At 66.4% G+C, this 15,757-nt stretch carries 19 protein-coding genes; 11 read left to right on the top strand and 8 right to left on the bottom strand.

Annotated features, from left to right (window positions below):
* Window positions 1–93 precede the first annotated feature (93 nt).
* Genes ACFVDI_RS04680 through ACFVDI_RS04690 form a run of 3 tightly spaced genes read left to right on the top strand, consistent with a single transcriptional unit; the run spans window position 94 to window position 2,265 of the window.
* The gene (locus ACFVDI_RS04680; RefSeq protein ID WP_350719606.1) at window positions 94–948 is read left to right on the top strand and encodes a hypothetical protein; all 855 of its coding nucleotides are present in this window, start codon (window positions 94–96) and stop codon (window positions 946–948) included.
* Window positions 949–974: 26 nt separating this feature from the next.
* Window positions 975–1,322 (top strand): BlaI/MecI/CopY family transcriptional regulator, encoded by a 348-nt coding sequence (locus ACFVDI_RS04685; protein WP_350719608.1) that lies wholly within the window; start codon window positions 975–977, stop codon window positions 1,320–1,322.
* Window positions 1,315–2,265 carry a M56 family metallopeptidase gene (locus ACFVDI_RS04690; protein ID WP_350719610.1) on the top strand — a complete coding sequence of 317 codons (951 nt, stop codon included), beginning with the start codon at window positions 1,315–1,317 and terminating at the stop codon, window positions 2,263–2,265. The genes ACFVDI_RS04685 and ACFVDI_RS04690 overlap by 8 nt, the downstream gene beginning before the upstream one ends.
* A gap of 9 nt (window positions 2,266–2,274) precedes the next feature.
* Here ACFVDI_RS04690 and ACFVDI_RS04695 read toward each other — a convergent pair whose 3' ends face one another.
* Window positions 2,275–2,775 (bottom strand): M15 family metallopeptidase, encoded by a 501-nt coding sequence (locus ACFVDI_RS04695; RefSeq protein WP_350719612.1) that lies wholly within the window; start codon window positions 2,773–2,775, stop codon window positions 2,275–2,277.
* A 260-nt stretch (window positions 2,776–3,035) separates the two neighbouring features.
* Window positions 3,036–3,680, bottom strand: a complete 645-nt coding sequence (locus tag ACFVDI_RS04700) for a GNAT family N-acetyltransferase (protein ID WP_378901137.1) — start codon at window positions 3,678–3,680, stop codon at window positions 3,036–3,038.
* A 167-nt stretch (window positions 3,681–3,847) separates the two neighbouring features.
* Here ACFVDI_RS04700 and ACFVDI_RS04705 point away from each other — a divergent pair, with 167 nt between their 5' ends.
* Window positions 3,848–4,102 carry a hypothetical protein gene (locus ACFVDI_RS04705; RefSeq protein WP_378901140.1) on the top strand — a complete coding sequence of 85 codons (255 nt, stop codon included), beginning with the start codon at window positions 3,848–3,850 and terminating at the stop codon, window positions 4,100–4,102.
* A 31-nt stretch (window positions 4,103–4,133) separates the two neighbouring features.
* On the opposite strand, the gene ACFVDI_RS04710 is transcribed toward ACFVDI_RS04705, so the two are convergent.
* Entirely contained in the window at window positions 4,134–4,523 is a 390-nt protein-coding gene (locus ACFVDI_RS04710; protein ID WP_350719616.1) for a M23 family metallopeptidase, read from the bottom strand.
* A gap of 672 nt (window positions 4,524–5,195) precedes the next feature.
* Here ACFVDI_RS04710 and ACFVDI_RS04715 point away from each other — a divergent pair.
* The 6 genes from ACFVDI_RS04715 (at window position 5,196) to ACFVDI_RS04740 (ending at window position 9,901) form a co-directional block, all read left to right on the top strand.
* Window positions 5,196–5,645: a DUF6153 family protein gene (locus ACFVDI_RS04715; RefSeq protein ID WP_378901144.1), complete on the top strand. Its 450-nt coding sequence runs from the start codon at window positions 5,196–5,198 to the stop codon at window positions 5,643–5,645.
* An 85-nt stretch (window positions 5,646–5,730) separates the two neighbouring features.
* A complete protein-coding gene (locus tag ACFVDI_RS04720; RefSeq protein ID WP_350719619.1) occupies window positions 5,731–6,297 on the top strand; it encodes a DUF305 domain-containing protein in 567 nt (188 codons plus the stop codon).
* Between the two features lie 63 nt (window positions 6,298–6,360).
* Complete coding sequence (locus ACFVDI_RS04725) at window positions 6,361–7,209, top strand: F510_1955 family glycosylhydrolase (RefSeq protein WP_350719621.1); 849 nt, start codon at window positions 6,361–6,363, stop codon at window positions 7,207–7,209.
* Window positions 7,210–7,221: 12 nt separating this feature from the next.
* The gene (locus tag ACFVDI_RS04730; RefSeq protein WP_350719623.1) at window positions 7,222–8,055 is read left to right on the top strand and encodes a DUF3152 domain-containing protein; all 834 of its coding nucleotides are present in this window, start codon (window positions 7,222–7,224) and stop codon (window positions 8,053–8,055) included.
* Between the two features lie 89 nt (window positions 8,056–8,144).
* Window positions 8,145–9,221 carry a HoxN/HupN/NixA family nickel/cobalt transporter gene (locus tag ACFVDI_RS04735; protein ID WP_350719625.1) on the top strand — a complete coding sequence of 359 codons (1,077 nt, stop codon included), beginning with the start codon at window positions 8,145–8,147 and terminating at the stop codon, window positions 9,219–9,221.
* 290 nt (window positions 9,222–9,511) lie between these two features.
* Entirely contained in the window at window positions 9,512–9,901 is a 390-nt protein-coding gene (locus ACFVDI_RS04740) for a four-helix bundle copper-binding protein (RefSeq protein ID WP_246088110.1), read from the top strand.
* A gap of 9 nt (window positions 9,902–9,910) precedes the next feature.
* On the opposite strand, the gene ACFVDI_RS04745 is transcribed toward ACFVDI_RS04740, so the two are convergent.
* Together ACFVDI_RS04745 and ACFVDI_RS04750 are read right to left on the bottom strand one after the other, a co-directional pair.
* The gene (locus tag ACFVDI_RS04745) at window positions 9,911–10,450 is read right to left on the bottom strand and encodes a DUF2269 domain-containing protein (protein WP_350719627.1); all 540 of its coding nucleotides are present in this window, start codon (window positions 10,448–10,450) and stop codon (window positions 9,911–9,913) included.
* Window positions 10,447–10,698: a hypothetical protein gene (locus tag ACFVDI_RS04750; RefSeq protein ID WP_211352432.1), complete on the bottom strand. Its 252-nt coding sequence runs from the start codon at window positions 10,696–10,698 to the stop codon at window positions 10,447–10,449. The genes ACFVDI_RS04745 and ACFVDI_RS04750 overlap by 4 nt, the downstream gene beginning before the upstream one ends.
* Before the next feature lie 57 nt (window positions 10,699–10,755).
* Between ACFVDI_RS04750 and ACFVDI_RS04755 the strand changes: the two genes are divergently transcribed.
* On the top strand, window positions 10,756–11,358 hold the full coding sequence (locus ACFVDI_RS04755; protein WP_350719630.1) for a TetR/AcrR family transcriptional regulator: 603 nt from the start codon (window positions 10,756–10,758) through the stop codon (window positions 11,356–11,358).
* A gap of 78 nt (window positions 11,359–11,436) precedes the next feature.
* Here the strand turns inward: ACFVDI_RS04755 and ACFVDI_RS04760 are convergent, their stop codons facing one another.
* The 3 genes from ACFVDI_RS04760 to ACFVDI_RS04770 form a co-directional block, all read right to left on the bottom strand.
* Window positions 11,437–12,783, bottom strand: a complete 1,347-nt coding sequence (locus tag ACFVDI_RS04760) for an MFS transporter (RefSeq protein WP_350719631.1) — start codon at window positions 12,781–12,783, stop codon at window positions 11,437–11,439.
* Between the two features lie 270 nt (window positions 12,784–13,053).
* Window positions 13,054–13,266 (bottom strand): heavy-metal-associated domain-containing protein, encoded by a 213-nt coding sequence (locus tag ACFVDI_RS04765; RefSeq protein ID WP_141780828.1) that lies wholly within the window; start codon window positions 13,264–13,266, stop codon window positions 13,054–13,056.
* Window positions 13,267–13,384: 118 nt separating this feature from the next.
* Window positions 13,385–15,757, bottom strand: coding sequence for a heavy metal translocating P-type ATPase (locus tag ACFVDI_RS04770; RefSeq protein ID WP_350719633.1), 2,373 nt, complete (start codon window positions 15,755–15,757; stop codon window positions 13,385–13,387).

The raw sequence follows: 15,757 nt of genomic DNA on the forward strand, positions 1-15,757 counted from the left end.
CTACACCAGCTCGCATCTACTATCCTTCATAGTTGATATTAGATGGGACGCCCCTGCCATCTCGAAACTGGAGCAGCGAAGGATGTACCGCCGATGACCGCCCACACCAGCGACCGCAAGCTGGGGCTTTCTCCGAAAGCCCGCCGCGTCATGATTCCAATGCTCGCCCTCGCGCTCGCCACGATGATCGTGGGCACGCTGCTGACCCGCGGCGGAGGGGACGACATGGCTGGTCCGGTCGTGGGTGATGACCTGCATGTGGTGGGCGAGCTGGGTGATCGGCTGTTCGTCGGCGGGCACGGCGGCGCAAGTTCCCGCCGCATCACCGGTCGCTGGACGCAGATCGACACCCTCGACAACAAAGACGTCATGGGCTGGGCTCAATCGGGCGGCGGGATTCTGGCAGGTGGCCACGCGGGGCTATATCGCTCCAGCGACGGCTCAGCATTTGCGGCCGTCCCCGGTCTTCCGGTTTCAGATGTACACGCACTAGGTGCCGCCGACGAGCGGGTCTACCTCGGCTCACCGGCCGGCGTTCTCGTCTCCGATAACGGCGGCCGGTCCTTCCAACGTGCGACCAGCGCCGGGCAGGATCTGATGGGAACGATCTGGGTTGACCCTGCAGATCCCGACGTCGCCATCGCCCCCTCGATGAAGTCGGGTGCCGTCAAGACAACGAATGGTGGTGCGACATGGGCTCCGATAGGGTCGCTGCCCGGATCCATGGCGGTCGCTGTCGACGGTTCAGGCGAACAACTCGTCATCATCGGAATGGGCGGAGCCGAGTCCAGCGATGACGGGGGTACGACTTGGTCAACCCTGGATGTGCCCGAGGGCACGAGCGCGGCCACCTACACTTCCAAGGGCGATCTCGTGGTGGCCACCCTGTCAGGTGACCGCGCAAAGGTCTTCCGGGCCGTGGATGGCGAGTGGGACTCGCTGACGTGAATACAGATCATTAGGAAGGGGCGAGCATGCGTCCACTGGGCGAACTCGAGGCTGTCGTCATGGAGCACCTGTGGTCCTCCGACGACGCCTTGACCGTACGCGAGGTGCTGGGGCGCATCGACCGCGAGCCGCCCCTTGCATACACGACGGTGCTGACCGTCATGGACAACCTCCACCGCAAAGGATTTCTGGAGCGGGTGAAAGCGGGCCGCGCCTTCCGCTATCAGCCGACGAAGGGGCGGGCGGAACACACTGCTGACCTGATGCATGAGCTGCTCAGTGACAGTGGTGACAGCTCCATCACGCTGATGCGGTTCCTTGACCGGATGTCAGACAATGAGGTCGAGCGGCTGAAGCGAGCGTTGGATGATTAGCGCCGCGCTGCTCCTCGTCTTCGCCGTGACCGCAGGCACGTGGGGTGCAGCCGTGCTCACCCAGTCGACCTGGACCACCTCGGCCCCTCGATTGGCGATCGCGGCGTGGCAGGCCCTGGCCTCATCGATTCTGCTGAGCCTGCTTGCCGGTGGCGTTGCCTTGTCGATCGGGTTCCAGCACGCCCGAGGTGACATCGCGCGACTGTTCGATCTGTGCGCCGAGAACCTGAAGCACGGCTACTCCTCCCCAGGTGGCGCATTTCTTGCGACCCTCGGGTTGGCCACGGCCGGCGTGTTGTTGGGCCGGATATTGTGGTGCGCCCTTCGTGTCTCGCTACAGGACCGACGTGAGCGCCGAGCACGCGTAGCGGTGCTCGATGTGATTGGACGCTCCGGCATCGTCCCCGGAGTCCTGGTGTTGGAGCACGAAGCACCCTATGCGTTCTGCATAGGCGGCAAGAGGCACCGGGTCGTGGTCACAAGCGGTCTGCTAGCGACACTCGACCAGCGGGAGATCGACGCCGTTCTCGCCCACGAGGCAGCCCACCTGCGACAGCGACACCACCTCGCGCTGGTGACGTGTCGCGCGTTGTTCGGAGCCCTGGCGCCATTCTTTCCCGCATTCCGCGCAGCGATGCGGCACGTCCACCTCTTCGCCGAGCTGTCCGCCGACGACTGCGCCCGTCGCCAGATCGGCGCCAGGTCCCTTCGCTCTGCACTTGAGCGTCTCGCCGTCCTCCCATCGCCCACGGGCGCTATGGCGGCAAGTGGTAGCGATGTCGAGCAGCGCTTGCGCCGGCTAGACGACAACGCCGTGACCTTGCGCGGCCACATCGCGATCTTCACGGGGCTCGCCATTGCGACACTCGTGGTCATTCCACTGTCACTCGTAGCGGCGCCCGCAGTTGCCATGGCATGGAAGGGCATCTGCCTCATCGGCTGATCGCGCCGCTCACCCCACGTCGGGGTCCGAGCGGAATGGCTTAGACGGATAGCCCGTGTCGAAATGCATGTAGTCGGGGACGTCGATGTCTTGCCAGATCCACCCTTCCTGGCGGAACGCCTTCCAGACCACGCCGCCTCGGACGATCACTCCAGGGCCTTCCTTGCGCGCCCGATTCTCATCAGAGGGAAACCAGCACTTGCAGCGGAGGTCCTTCCAGGGGTTCTCGAACGGGTTGATGTCGATCGCCCGCCCGTTTGCGTGAGGAGACTCCCGAAATGGAGCGTTGATCTGGTCCGCCGTGCGGCAGTTGTACGCGGAGGTGTTGTCGTCGGCAAGACTGGCATTCGCGTCGCCGTCGTACTTCTCCACTGGTCGCATCTTCCGAATCGGAAATCGAGCGTCGTACAGAACACTGAAGATTCGGGCCACGCTGGCCGCCACATCCCGGTTGACCACCAACTGACCTCGCTGCTTCATACCCTCGAAGTCGACGAAGCCCACCCGCACGGAACGCAGTTGACCGCGTCGCACGATGGGACACCCCGGTCGAACCATTCCCGCCCTCTTCATCGCCTGCCACTGACGTAGGGGAACCGGTTCGATCACTGGGTTGGCGGAGTCCACCGGCGATGGCTTCCCAGACGGGCTCGCAGACCCCGTCGCAGATGTGGTCTTTTGCCCTTTCTGCTGGCCGCGGTCCTCCGCGCTGGCGCATCCCGAGAGCACCAAGGGCAGGACCAGTATGGCGGCCACCCGCTGGACCGACCTCACACGATCTCCGACAGATCGCGTTCGAAGTGGGAGAGGCGTTGCCCATCGGCTCCTGTTGCATCACGCGTGTGCTGCCAGACTGATTTCGTGTAGAACGAGCCGGCGCCGTCCGGGCCGGCGACGGTGACCAGACATGCGCGATCCCGTCCCGCATCGCGCGCCTGAGCCAGGAAGGCGTCCACCAGCAGCGTCCCTAGTCCGAAGCCGCGGGCGTGCTCCGCCACGACAACATTCGACAGCACCGCAAGTCGGGGCCCATCCACGGACTCGAGGGCGCGATCGCGGGAGCGGGTCAATGTGGTCAAGTATCGGCGTGCCCGCGTCAGGAGGAAGCGGGTCAGTACCGTCGGCCTGCGCATCAGACCGATCAGCCCACATGCTGCCAGCGCGACTCCGTGATAGGTCAACAGAAGGCGTCGGTGCTGGACGGGATCCAGGACGCCGACGAGGTAGCCCGATGGCACTCCTGACACCTCGACGATGAGTGCTACCGCCAGCGGACCGTCGAGGAACGTCCGGTAGTAGCGGCGCAGGAACCGCGGTCCGAGACGCGCAAAGAAGCCGTTGGGGAAATGCTGGCGATGAGCGGCAACGACGTCCGGCAGATCCTGCAAGCCCATCCGCCTGATCCGCACGGTCACGTCATCGACGGGTTCGTTCGGCGCCGTCCCGCCGCCTGGTGCAGTACGTCCTTGTGCGGTACGTCCTGGTGCAGTACGTCGTAGCAACTGCCTGCCGCCTCCCTAGGTGATCTACTATCGTCGATAGTAGATCGTCTCCAGGCTCAGATTTCAAGAAGGAACACCACGTGGCACGTACTCGACACGGACAGAAGAAGAGTGCTGCCGAGGGGCAGTTGTCGAAGTGGACCCGGCGGCGCATGCTGTCGACAGCCCTGTTCGCGTCGGCGGGACTGGTGGCAATCCAGCACCTGCTTGCGCACGGCGGCTTCCAACCGCTTCCGATCTCGATGGGGTGGCAGGATCTCCTGGTCGGCTACCCCATGGCGATCCTGCTCGCGATCGGCGGAGGCCTCGCCTTGGATCCCGACCCAGGGGCCTGAGGCCGCGCCTCGTTCAGTAGTCGGGCCCGCCCTACGGGCGAACGCCATGTTCTGCGAACGCGACCTTCGGATCGATCGGTTCCCCGCCGTCCGGGCGCACCTCGATATGCACGTGAGGTCCGGTGCTGTTGCCGGTACTCCCGACGTCACCGATCGCCTGCCCTCGATCGACCAGCTCGCCGGGATCGACCTCGATGCGTGCCTGATGGCAGTACCAGATCTCCGTCCCATCGGGTAGCTCGATGATCGTGCGGTAGCCGTACGAGCCCGCCCAGCCGGCTTCGACGACGCGCCCACCTGCCACCGCGACGATCCTCGACCCCCATGACGTCGCAAAGTCGAGGCCCGTATGCGTGTTGCTCCACAATGAGCTTCCCTCGCCGAAAGTGCCGGTGAGGCGATATGAGTCGACCGGGAGCACCCATCGCTCATCCGTACGCTCGACCGCGAGCCTTTCGACATGACGGGGCCGCTCAGGCTTGCCCTTCGGAGGCCGACTAGGGCTGGGAGTGGGAGGTTCGCGCCGTCTATCCACCGAAGGCCGCCGCTCTGCGGACCTACTCACGCTGTCCTGCCGATCAAGCGCCGCCGGCGGTACCGAACTGTCGGCCGTCGGCTCCGTCGATGTTGCCGGGTCCACCGAATCTCGAACTACAGAACCGCCGCCCAGAACGCCCGCGACCGCAACGACAGTCAGGACCTGCGGCACTGCCCCTCGCCAGCCGATCGCACCGCGACGTTCGTGTCGATGCCGACCGTCGATCGGCCCCAGCCGATGCGGGGTCACCATAAGTCTTCTAGCGTCAGCCTGCGACCGACCCTGCCTGTTGTCATCTATCCGCTTGTGTCGACCAGGACGCACCTGTTCTCCTCGTCCCACCGAATCGCGTACACGACCGCGCCACAGGCATGAAGTGGTGGGTGCCCATAACGGGGAAGCCGGGCACCCACCAAGGGAGGGAGAAATCCCGCTTCTACTATGGACCGTAGTAGATCGGCGGTTGCGGACCAACTCGGGCGTGTCATGTCGAACCAGTCGGGATTCATCCAAGCGAGTTCTCGTTACGCGTGGCGTATGCCTAGTATCGATGCCATGCAGGACCTCCGGACGGCAACGCATACAGGTGGCGCGCGCCTTGCGCTCGCCGCGGCTGCGGTCGCGCTGTTCGGACTCATGTCGATGCACGGCTGGGGGTCCCACGCCGGCGCTCACTCCATGAGCGCCGACCCCGAGGGCGCGAGCGTGCTGGTGGCCGTCGGCCACGGTGGCCCGCACGAGCTCGCCGCCGCTAGGAACGAATCCGTGGCCACTCTGCCCGACGGCGCGGCAGGTTCCGAGGTGCCTGGCGGCGTGGGAGATGGAAGCATCCTCGGTCTCTGTCTCGCGATCCTCACCGGATTGATCTTGGGCTTCGCTCTGCTGATGGCTAGGCGCGGCATCCGGGTCCTCAGGCACCTGGTTCCCACCTGGTCGGCCACGGTCCTCTACGGACGAGACCGTGACCCGCCTGATCTGCTGCAACTCTGCGTGATCCGCTGCTGATAGGCCCGAGCCACGAGGCACCCATCCGGGTGACTCGGACTTTCGCCTGCCCAGACCCAGATCACACACAGATGGAGCAATACCCATGCGTAAGGCCCTGATGGCCGCGACCCTTGCGGCCGCGCTGGTCACTCTCGTTGCGTGCGGCAGCGAGGACAACAGCGCCACCTCCACCGACCACAACGATGCCGACGTCACGTTCGCCCAGCAGATGATTCCGCACCACCAGCAAGCCATCGAGATGGCAGAGATCGCCGAGACCCGGGCCGAGAGCCAAGAGGTCAAGGACCTGGCCGCCGACATCGAGGCGGCGCAAGGCCCGGAGATCGAGACCATGACCGGCTGGCTCGAGAGCTGGGGCGAGGACGTTCCAGACGAGGGCATGCCCGGCATGGATCACGGCGACATGTCGTCGGATGAGATGACCGGGATGATGTCGGAGGAGGACATGACCGAGCTCGAGAACGCCTCGGGCGCCGAGTTCGACCAGATGTTCATCACGATGATGATCGAGCACCACGAGGGTGCGATCGAGATGGCTCAGACCGAGCAGGCCGACGGCGAGTTCCCCGATGCCAAGGCCATGGCCGCGGACATCGAGACTGCCCAGACCGAGGAGATCAAGACGATGCAGGCACTACTCAAGTCCTGACCGTCATCCAAGCCGGGCAGGCCCCGCACCTGCCCGGCATCTTCTCAAGACCGGAGCCTTCTCATGAAACGAACCTCCCGCCTCACGATGGTGGTCGCCGTGGCAACGGCCCTCCTTTCAACTGCCTGCGCCGCCGACTCGGAGTCCAGCCCAGCCGCAACCGACAACACCGCGGACGAGAGTTCAGTCGGCCACATCCACGGCCTCGGGATCGACCCCGCCGATGGCAGCTTGTATGTGGCAACCCATTTCGGCCTCTTCCACGTTCCCGACAGCGGCAAGCCGACCCGGGTCGCCGACAGATGGCAGGACACCATGGCGTTCACCGTCGTCGGTCCCGGCCACTTTCTCGGCAGCGGACACCCCGACCTGACCGAGGACCTGCCTCCACACCTGGGGCTGATCGAGTCCACCGACGCCGGCGAAACCTGGACGCCACTCGCGCTGCAAGGTGAGGCCGACTTCCACATCCTCGAATCGGCCGGCGACGTCCTCTACGCGTACGAAGCCACCACCAAGCGCCTGCTCCGCACCGTCGACCAGGAGCGGTTCGAGGAGATCCTCTCGGGCGACCTCATCAGCGTCGCCGCCACCAAGGAAGCCGGTCAGCTGTTCGCAACCACCGGCAAGGGCAAGCTGATCAGCATCGATGCATCCACGGGACAGACCCGCGAGCTCGGAGGCCCCATCACCGCCTATCTCGACGCCACTGCGGAGGGCGACCTGGCAGGCATCGGGCCCGACGGTGTCGTTCGGGTCAGTCAAGACGCGGGCAAGACATGGCAGGAGACTGGATCGATCGGTGGCCAGCCGGCGGCCTTCACGATCACCGAGCACGGTTGGTACGCCGCCACCTCGGACGAGGCGTTCCGCTCGGACGACAACGGCGACACCTGGGAACAGGTCCTGTAGGTCGGCGAGACGATGAGCAAGCACCGAACTGCATCTCACCGACGCCGGGAACCGCAGCGCGCCCGGCTCGTGGCCGAGGATTCCGCAGGCCACGCCGGTCTCGCCGTCCTTCTCACGGCGCTGGCGATCACCCTCCCGCTCGTCGCGATGGCGCGCGACGGTGAACCCGCCAACAAGAGTGAACGCGCCCCAGTTTCGTCGGTTGCCGCCCCGCCTTCGGCTTCGCCGACCTCGGGCACGGAGCTTCCCGACGGCGAAGTTGCCGCAGCCGCGGGACCGGTCCCCCGGCCAAACAAACCGCCAGCGTCGCCGGTGGCGATACCCGAGCGCGGGTCCGGGAGGTTTGAGGTCGCGGCCGCTCCATTCAGCCCGCTGGAGGACGCGACGACATACCGCGTCGAGATTGAAAAGGGGCTGCCGTATGCGACCAAACAAGTCGCTCGATTCATTGAGAAGACACTGTCTGACGACCGTGGCTGGGCTGCCGAGCACCGGCTAGCACGCGTCGACGGCCACGCCGACCTGCGGATCGTCCTGGCCACACCCGAGACCGCCGACGAACTTTGCGCTCCCCTTGACACCGACGGCAGGCTGTCGTGCCGCAACGGCGACGATGTCGTACTCAACGCCTGGCGATGGCACTTCGGCGCCGACAGCTACGCCAGCAAACTGACGGCCTACCGTCGCTACGTGGTAAACCACGAGACCGGCCACGCGCTCGGCTACCCGCACGTCGGATGCCCGGGCAATGGCGCGCCTGCTCCGGTGATGCTGCAACAAACCAAGGGACTGGACGGCTGCACCGCCAACCCGTGGCCCGCTCGTGTCGATTTGGCTGGGCACTGACTCGAGCCAGCGGCCCATCCGGTCGATCCTCGGTGTCCAGCCTGTGCCACGAGGATGTTGCTGCAAGTGATTCGCGATAAGGTGCTGCCATGTTGATGACCGCCCGCCGCCGTGACCGGATCGCACTGCTGGCGATGGCGGGCGTGGTCCTGGTGTTGAACCTCGTCGGTTGGGTCGTCCTGATCGCGGTGGTCGCGCCGCAGGAGTACCGGGTCGGCGGTTCCGGTGTGTTCGGCGTGGGCCTCGGGGTCACGGCGTTCCTGCTGGGCGTCCGACATGCCTTCGACGCCGACCACATCGCGGCGATCGACAACACCGCGCGCAAGCTGGTGGGTGAGGGCAGACCCGCCAGCGGCGTGGGTTTCTGGTTCTCGTTGGGCCACTCCAGTGTCGTCTTCGGGCTTTCCCTGTTGCTCGCGGTCGGGGTGAGTGCGCTCGCCGGCCCGGTGCAGAACGACGACTCGACGTTACAGACCACACTCGGGCTGGTGGGCACTCTTACCGCCGGGACCTTCCTGATCGTGATCGGGCTGACCAATCTGAGCGCACTGTTCGGCATCGTCCACGTGTTCCGGCACATGCGAGCCGGAACCTTCGACGAGGACAAGCTCGAGCACCACCTGCACCAACGCGGCCTCATGGCGCGGCTCTTCAACCGGGCCACCCGCCGGGTGACCAAGCCTCGCCACCTCTACCCGATCGGTTTGCTGATGGGCCTCGGGTTCGACACCGCGACACAGGTCGCGCTCCTGGTCCTCGCCGGCGGCGCGGCCAGCACGCTGCCGTGGTATGCCATCTTGGTGCTCCCGGTCCTGTTCGCTGCCGGGATGACCCTCTTCGACACCGCCGACGGCGTCTTCATGGCCCACGCCTACAAATGGGCATTCCTCAGCCCGGTCCGGAAGGTCTACTACAACCTGACCGTCACGACCTTGTCGGTCCTGGTCGCCCTGGTAATCGGCGGCATCGTCCTGCTGCAACTGCTCGCCGAGCAGTTCCACCTCGCCGTCTTGTCGTGGGTGACGCGGCTCGACCTGCAGTATGTCGGCTACCTCCTGGTCGGCCTCTTCGTCGTGGTCTGGACGATCAGCCTGTTCGCGTGGAAGCTCGGCCGTTTCGAAGAGCGAATCGAGATCCGCCCCACCGAATCAGCCACACCTCTTTAGAGGTCTGGCTGATCGATGAGCTCATCGAGTGGGTCCGGCTCGGCAGAACTGGGATGGTCGCCTTGACCTCGACGTTGTCGATCGCCGAGATGACCCAGGTGGTCGTGGGTGGCTGCACTGCCATTCCCTGGCCGCCCGGGTGGATCTGGTTGGACACTGACCTCGGTGATTCTTGGGTGCGTGGCGCTCATGGATAGGCCGCGGGCGGGTACCTCTTGGGCATCGGGCCATCCGGCTCGTCGACAACAGTGCCATTGACGAGAGGGAGTGCCATGCACACCGTCGAGCAGATGCTGAAGACCTACCCCAAGGACTTAGGCGGCATCGACACCGCCAAGCTCGCTGCGACGATCCAGAGCCTGGTCGAATGCGCCCAGGCCTGCACAGCGTGCGCGGATGCCTGCCTGAGCGAAGACACCGTCGCAGACCTGACCAAGTGCGTCCGGAGCAACCTGGACTGCGCCGACGCATGCTCGGCAACCGCGAACATCCTGTCGCGCCACACCGGCTACGACGCCAACATCACCAGGACGTTCCTGCAGGCTTGCGCGACGGCGTGCAAGGCCTGTGGTGACGAGTGCTCGCGCCACGCCGACATGCACGAGCACTGCCGCGCCTGCGCCGAGGCGTGCCGATCGTGCGAGCAGGCATGCCGCGATCTGATCGCGAACCTGGGCTGACCAGGTCCCTCAGGCTGACGTCGACGTACGCGTCGTTGCGGCGCGAGAACGCGCCGCCTGCTCCTTGCGCCACCCGTACTTCGTCAGGCCGCGAGGCTTGTAGATATTCAGTACGAGGATGCCGATCAGCATGAGGAGCCCGATGACGGCGTGTGGGATGTCGCTGCCCATCGTGAGCAGCCCCTCCTCCCCCAGCGTCCGCGCCCGATCGGCCTGAGCGGTGACGTCGGGCATGTGCATGATGAGGACGGCGGTGAGTACGACCGTGCTCACCAGCGAGATGAGCACCCAGTAGTGGCGTAGCAGGCCCCACTTCGTCGCCGCGCCCATCAGCACACCGGTGGCAAGCGACCCGAGCGCAAGCGGCACGATCGCGTACCAGCCGACGAGCTCCATGCCGATCCAGGCCGCTCTCACGACCGCGGGATCATCCGTGGCCGGCACTGCGAAGGCCAGCGCCAGGTAGGCGCATACTGCGCCGATCCAGCCGACTGAGCAGCTCAGGTGCAGGGCCAGCAGGAGCCGGCGTACGCGGGGGCCGATAGTCACAGGCTGATCCCGCGAATGGCCGCTTCCGCTGCCGGAGCGGAGTGCATCCCGCCGCCGTGACGTCCCGGCCCATGCTCGCCGCCGAGGAGAATCATTGCCAGCACGGCGAGCACGATCACGGCCAGCAGTGCCCCGAGGAGGAGCTTGACCCACGACGGCATGCCTGGGGGCATCTCGTGCTCACCCGAAGCGGTCGGTGTCTGGTTGTCGCCGGGCGCCATCGCGCACTCTCCTCGTTTGTAAGACATTGTGTCTACGTAAGTGTGCATGGTGTCTTGCTCTGCGACAAGGCGTATCGTTGATCCATGCCGAAGCTTTGGAAGGACACCGTCGAGGAGCACCGGCATGACGTGCGGACGGCGATCCTAGAGACCGCTTGGGCGCTCGCGCGCGAGCGGGGTGTCCGAGGAATCACGATGGCCCTCGTCGCCGAGCAGACGGGCATCAGCCGCGCGACGCTGTACAAGTACTTTCACGGCATCGACGAGATGCTCGTCGCCGGTCATGCCGAGCACGTCGCGCAGCACCTCTCCCACCTCGAAGCGGTCCGCAGCGAGGCGCCGACTGCCGGAGCCGGGTTGCGCGCGATGCTCCAGGGCTACGCAGGAATCTGTTTCCACCGGGGAGCATCAGCCACAGCCGACCTGCACGGCCTGGTCCACCGTGGCAAGGAGCACGAGCGCAACAGCGCGGATGTGATGACCCTGTTCACCAAGGCCGTGCGCGAAGCACAGGACCGCGGACAGGCGCGAACCGACATAGCGGCCGAGGAACTGGCCGCCTACAGCCTGCACGCACTCGAGGCTGCCGGGCAGGCACGGGCGGCGAGCGCGATCGACCACCTGGTCGAGCTCGTCGCGGAATCTCTGCACCTGCATGGGAAGACCGTCGGGTCCGAGAGCGACTAGGACCCGACGGCCAACACCATGCCCTGGTCTGCCCGAGGCCTCAACTGCAGGCAGGCACCGGCCCCAGGATTGAGGGACTCACACAGCGTGCACGCATGAGCACTGGCACGCGGCGAGGGTGCCTTCGGCTGTCTCCGCAGCCGTGCGGACGAGCACATCGACACCGCCGCGATCCGCAGCGCTGGACGATTCAGTGATCGGCTCGGCCGCCGATGCTCCTTCGTCCAGTGCTGCTTCTTCGCGGGTCCACAGGGCCGGTGCTGCGGCGGCGCCGATCGCGGCGAGGATGGCGAGGATGGTCCAGGTGGTGGGGAACCCGGCGTTGGTGGCAACCCATCCTGCGATCGGGTAGGTGATCAGCCAGGCGAGGTGCGAGAGGGAGAACTGGGCGGCGAAGACCTCGGGGATGGCATCGGGTTCGACCGCGCGCCGCAGCACTTGGCCGGTCGGGGTGATGATGAGCGCCATCCCGCCGCCGATCGTGACCCAGATGAGCGCGGTGAGCTGCGGAAGGGCGAGATCCAGCGCGACCGTTGCCAGGGCCGCGGCGACTGCGATGACCAGCACGGTAGCGCCAGTGAGCATCACGATCCGTTCCCCGGTGCGGTCGAGGATTCTGGGGAGGACGAGGGCTGCCAGGAGGGTGCCGGTTCCTGAGGCGGCGAGCATCCAGGCCACGTCGGACTGTGTTCCACCGAGCACGTCACGGACGTAGTTGACGGTGTTGACGACGACGATCGACCCGGCGGCAGCAACCACGAGGTTCAGCGCCATCACTGCGCGCAGGCTGGGCGTGGCGGCGAAGGTCCGGATCCCGGAGACAACCCGGTCCACGGCGCTGACGTGCGCGCTCGGGCGGGCGTTGGGGATGCGGGTGGAGAGCACGAGCACCGCGGAGGCGGCGAACCCGAGCGAGGTGCCGAGGAACAGCAGGTTGAAGGACATGAGCGAGAGTGCGACTGCCGCGAGCACCGGGCTCAGCAGACTCTCCATGGTGTAGGCCACCTGCGAGGCAGAGAGGGCGCGCGTGTAGTCGGCCTCTTCGGTGACGATGTCAGGGATGACGGCCTGGAACGTGGGGGTGAATGCCGCAGACGCTGTCTGTAGGACACCGATCAGCACATAGATCTGCCAGACCTCGGTGACGAACGGCAGGGCAAGGACCACCAAGGCACGGACCACGTCGAGGACGGTGAGGAACAAGCGCCGAGGCAGCCGATCGACGTACGCCGCTGCCAGGGGCGCGACCACGACGTAGGCGACCATCTTGATGGTCAGTGCGGTTGCGAGCACCGCGCCGGCGCGAGGACCGGCCAGGTCGTAGGCGAGCAGACCCAGCGCGACGGTGGCCAGACCGGTTCCGAACAGTGCGATCACCTGCGCGCTGAACAGGCGTCGGTAGTCGCGGATCGCGAACAACCCCATGGTTCTAACCTTTCTCAGGCCAGGCCGCTTTCATGGCCTGGCGTCGTGGTTTCTCTCGAAGAGAACATGTCTCGCGTCGCTGTCCCTGGTCTGTCCGGCCACCGTCCAGCCGGAGCGCCTTCTCCGCTCTGGACGGCGACCGTGGGTTGGGCGCTATTGGCGCCCGGCAGAGCTACTCGTCGTGGATCCGATACTCCCGGCCCTTCGCCGCGCGTACGCTGACAACGCCGGTCGGGCCGGGAGTGTCGGAGCCTTACGGTTTGTGCGGTCTCAGGCGGTGGCGAGCTTGTAGCCGGCCTTTTCGACGGCCTGCTTCACGGACGCGTCGCTGATGTCGCTCTCGCTGGTGAGAGTGATCGCGCCGGCGGCGAGGTCGACGTCGACGTCGAGGACGCCGGGGATCTGCTCGACCTGGTCGGTGACCTTGCCGGCGCATCCGCCGCAGGTCATGCCGGCGACGTTATAGGTGGCGTTGGTTGCCATCGTGAAACCTTTCTGGTGGATTCCGTGCCCGGGTTGGGCCGGGTGTTGTGGTCCTGCCCCTCCGAGGGGCAGGTCCTCTGGGCCCCCGATTCGTCTCGGGAAGCCCAGAAGCGCAGGGTCAGGCGTTGACTGGCTCGGGCCTGGACACCTCTGTGGCGGCATCGGTGCCAGCTCGGGGGTCGCTGTTGGTCGCTCGGAAGCTGCGCAGCCGGAGGCTGTTGGAGACCACGAACACCGAGGAGAACGCCATGGCGGCTCCGGCGAGCATCGGGTTGAGCAGTCCAGCGGCTGCCAGCGGTAGGGCGGCGACGTTGTAGGCGAAGGCCCAGAACAGGTTGCCCTTGATGGTGCCCAGGGTCCGCCTAGAGAGCCGGATCGCGTCGGCGGCCACGCGGAGGTCTCCGCGGACCAGGGTCAGGTCGGAGGCCTCGATCGCGACATCGGTGCCGGTGCCCATGGCCAGACCGAGGTCGGCCTGAGCCAGTGCCGCGGCGTCGTTGACACCATCGCCGACCATGGCGACAGTCCTGCCCTGCTCCTGCAGTCGCTTGATCACATCGACCTTCTCCGACGGCATCACCTCGGCGATGACCGTGTCGGGGCCCGCATCGATGCCCACCGCGGTCGCAACCGCCGTGGCGACCCTGGCGTTGTCTCCTGTGAGCAGCACCGGGGTCAATCCCAGGGCGCGCAGCTGGCCGACGGCTTCGGCCGAGGTCGGCTTGATGGCGTCGGCCACGACCAGAACCCCGCGGGCTCGGCCGTCCCACCCGACCGCGACCGCGGTCTGGCCCTTCTCCGCTGCCTCGGTCATCGCCGTTTCCAGGGTCGGGGTCAGATACTGGGACCACTCGGCAAGCAGCTGCGGTCGTCCGACCAGGACGGCGTGCGAGGCCTCCCCGTCGATGACGATCCCCTGCACGCCGAGGCCTTCGATGTTGGCGAAGTCCTCCACTGTCGGCAGGTCCCCGACTCGTGCCGCCGCCCCCTTGGCGATGGCCTGGGCGATCGGGTGCTCGGAGGCGTCCTCCAGGGCGCCGGCGAACCGCAACAGCTCGTCGACGTCCTCACCGTCGGCGACGACCGTACGAACCAGGGTCATCTGGCCAGTGGTGACGGTGCCGGTCTTGTCCAAGACGATGGTGTCGACCTTGCGCGTCGACTCCAACACCTCGGGACCCTTGATCAGGATGCCTAGCTGGGCGCCACGACCCGTGCCCACCATGAGGGCGGTCGGCGTGGCCAACCCGAGCGCGCACGGGCAGGCGATGATCAGCACCGCGACGGCCGCCGTGAAGGCGGCGGCGATCCCGCCGCCGGTGCCTGCCCAGAACCCGAAGGTCGCCGCAGCCAGGCCGATCACGATCGGCACGAAGATCCCCGAGATCCGGTCCGCCAGTCGCTGGGCCTGAGCCTTGCCGTTCTGGGCGTCCTCGACCAGCTTGGCCATCTGCGCCAGCTGGGTGTCGGCACCCACCCGCGTCGCCTCGACCACGAGCCGGCCGCCGGCATTGACGGTGGCCCCGATCACGAGATCTCCGGGGCCGACCTCGACCGGCACGGATTCACCGGTCACCATGGAGGCGTCCACAGCTGAGGAACCTTCGAGGATCCGACCGTCGGTGGCGATCTTCTCCCCGGGGCGGACGACGAACCGGTCGCCCACGGCCAGTTGGTCGATGCCGATCCGTTCCTCGGTGGGGCCGCTGGGGCCGTCGCGGAGGACCGCGACCTCCTTCGCACCCAGTTCGAGCAGTGCCCGTAGCGCTGCGCCGGCGCGGCGCTTGGAGCGCGCCTCGAAGTAGCGACCCGCCAGGATGAACGTGGTCACGCCTGCGGCAGCCTCGAGGTAGATGTTGCCGGATCCATCGGTGCGGGCGATGGTGAGCTCGAACGGGTGGGTCATACCCGGGGCACCGGCCGTGCCGAAGAACAGCGCGTACAGGGACCAGCCGAGCGCTGCCAGTGTGCCCATGGAGATCAGCGTGTCCATGGTCGAGGTGGCGTGCTTGAGGTTGGTCCAGGCTGCCTTGTGGAACGGCAACGCGCCCCAGACCACCACCGGCGCGGCGAGCGTCAACGAGAGCCACTGCCAGTAGTCGAACTGCAGGGCAGGGATCATCGCCATCGCGATCACCGGCACGGTCAGGACCGCCGAGACGACCACCCGGTTGCGCAGGGCTCGAACGGGGTCATCCTCTGCTCCGGTTTCAGAGGTCGACGTGGCCGGCGTTCCCTTCGGTTCCGGGAGTCGCGCGGTGTAGCCGGCCTGTTCGACCGTCTCGACCAATGCGGTCGGCTCGATGCCGTCGGCGTAGGTGACCTTGGCCTTCTCGGTGGCGTAGTTGACCGTTGCGGTCACGCCCTCGAGCTTGTTCAGCTTGCGCTCGATACGGTTCGCGCAAGAGGCGCACGTCATGCCACCAATCGCGAGCTCGACCTGGTTGCCAGGGACACCGCTCTCAGGTGTGACGTCGTTGAGCGCACTCAT

It is taken from the genome of Nocardioides sp. NPDC057767 (assembly GCF_042798275.1).
GTDB lineage: Bacteria > Actinomycetota > Actinomycetes > Propionibacteriales > Nocardioidaceae > Nocardioides.

Excerpts from the sequence above, each read along its gene's own strand:
- ACFVDI_RS04685 (WP_350719608.1), top strand. The coding sequence starts at position 975 with ATGCGTCCACTGGGCGAACTCGAGGCTGTCGTCATGGAGCACCTGTGG.
- ACFVDI_RS04750 (WP_211352432.1), bottom strand. The coding sequence starts at position 10,698 with ATGTCTTACAAACGAGGAGAGTGCGCGATGGCGCCCGGCGACAACCAG.
- ACFVDI_RS04715 (WP_378901144.1), top strand. The coding sequence starts at position 5,196 with ATGCAGGACCTCCGGACGGCAACGCATACAGGTGGCGCGCGCCTTGCG.
- ACFVDI_RS04720 (WP_350719619.1), top strand. The coding sequence starts at position 5,731 with ATGCGTAAGGCCCTGATGGCCGCGACCCTTGCGGCCGCGCTGGTCACT.
- ACFVDI_RS04760 (WP_350719631.1), bottom strand. The coding sequence starts at position 12,783 with ATGGGGTTGTTCGCGATCCGCGACTACCGACGCCTGTTCAGCGCGCAG.
- ACFVDI_RS04725 (WP_350719621.1), top strand. The coding sequence starts at position 6,361 with ATGAAACGAACCTCCCGCCTCACGATGGTGGTCGCCGTGGCAACGGCC.
- ACFVDI_RS04770 (WP_350719633.1), bottom strand. The coding sequence starts at position 15,757 with ATGAGTGCGCTCAACGACGTCACACCTGAGAGCGGTGTCCCTGGCAAC.
- ACFVDI_RS04735 (WP_350719625.1), top strand. The coding sequence starts at position 8,145 with ATGTTGATGACCGCCCGCCGCCGTGACCGGATCGCACTGCTGGCGATG.
- ACFVDI_RS04755 (WP_350719630.1), top strand. The coding sequence starts at position 10,756 with ATGCCGAAGCTTTGGAAGGACACCGTCGAGGAGCACCGGCATGACGTG.
- ACFVDI_RS04740 (WP_246088110.1), top strand. The coding sequence starts at position 9,512 with ATGCTGAAGACCTACCCCAAGGACTTAGGCGGCATCGACACCGCCAAG.
- ACFVDI_RS04680 (WP_350719606.1), top strand. The coding sequence starts at position 94 with ATGACCGCCCACACCAGCGACCGCAAGCTGGGGCTTTCTCCGAAAGCC.
- ACFVDI_RS04690 (WP_350719610.1), top strand. The coding sequence starts at position 1,315 with ATGATTAGCGCCGCGCTGCTCCTCGTCTTCGCCGTGACCGCAGGCACG.
- ACFVDI_RS04730 (WP_350719623.1), top strand. The coding sequence starts at position 7,222 with ATGAGCAAGCACCGAACTGCATCTCACCGACGCCGGGAACCGCAGCGC.
- ACFVDI_RS04765 (WP_141780828.1), bottom strand. The coding sequence starts at position 13,266 with ATGGCAACCAACGCCACCTATAACGTCGCCGGCATGACCTGCGGCGGA.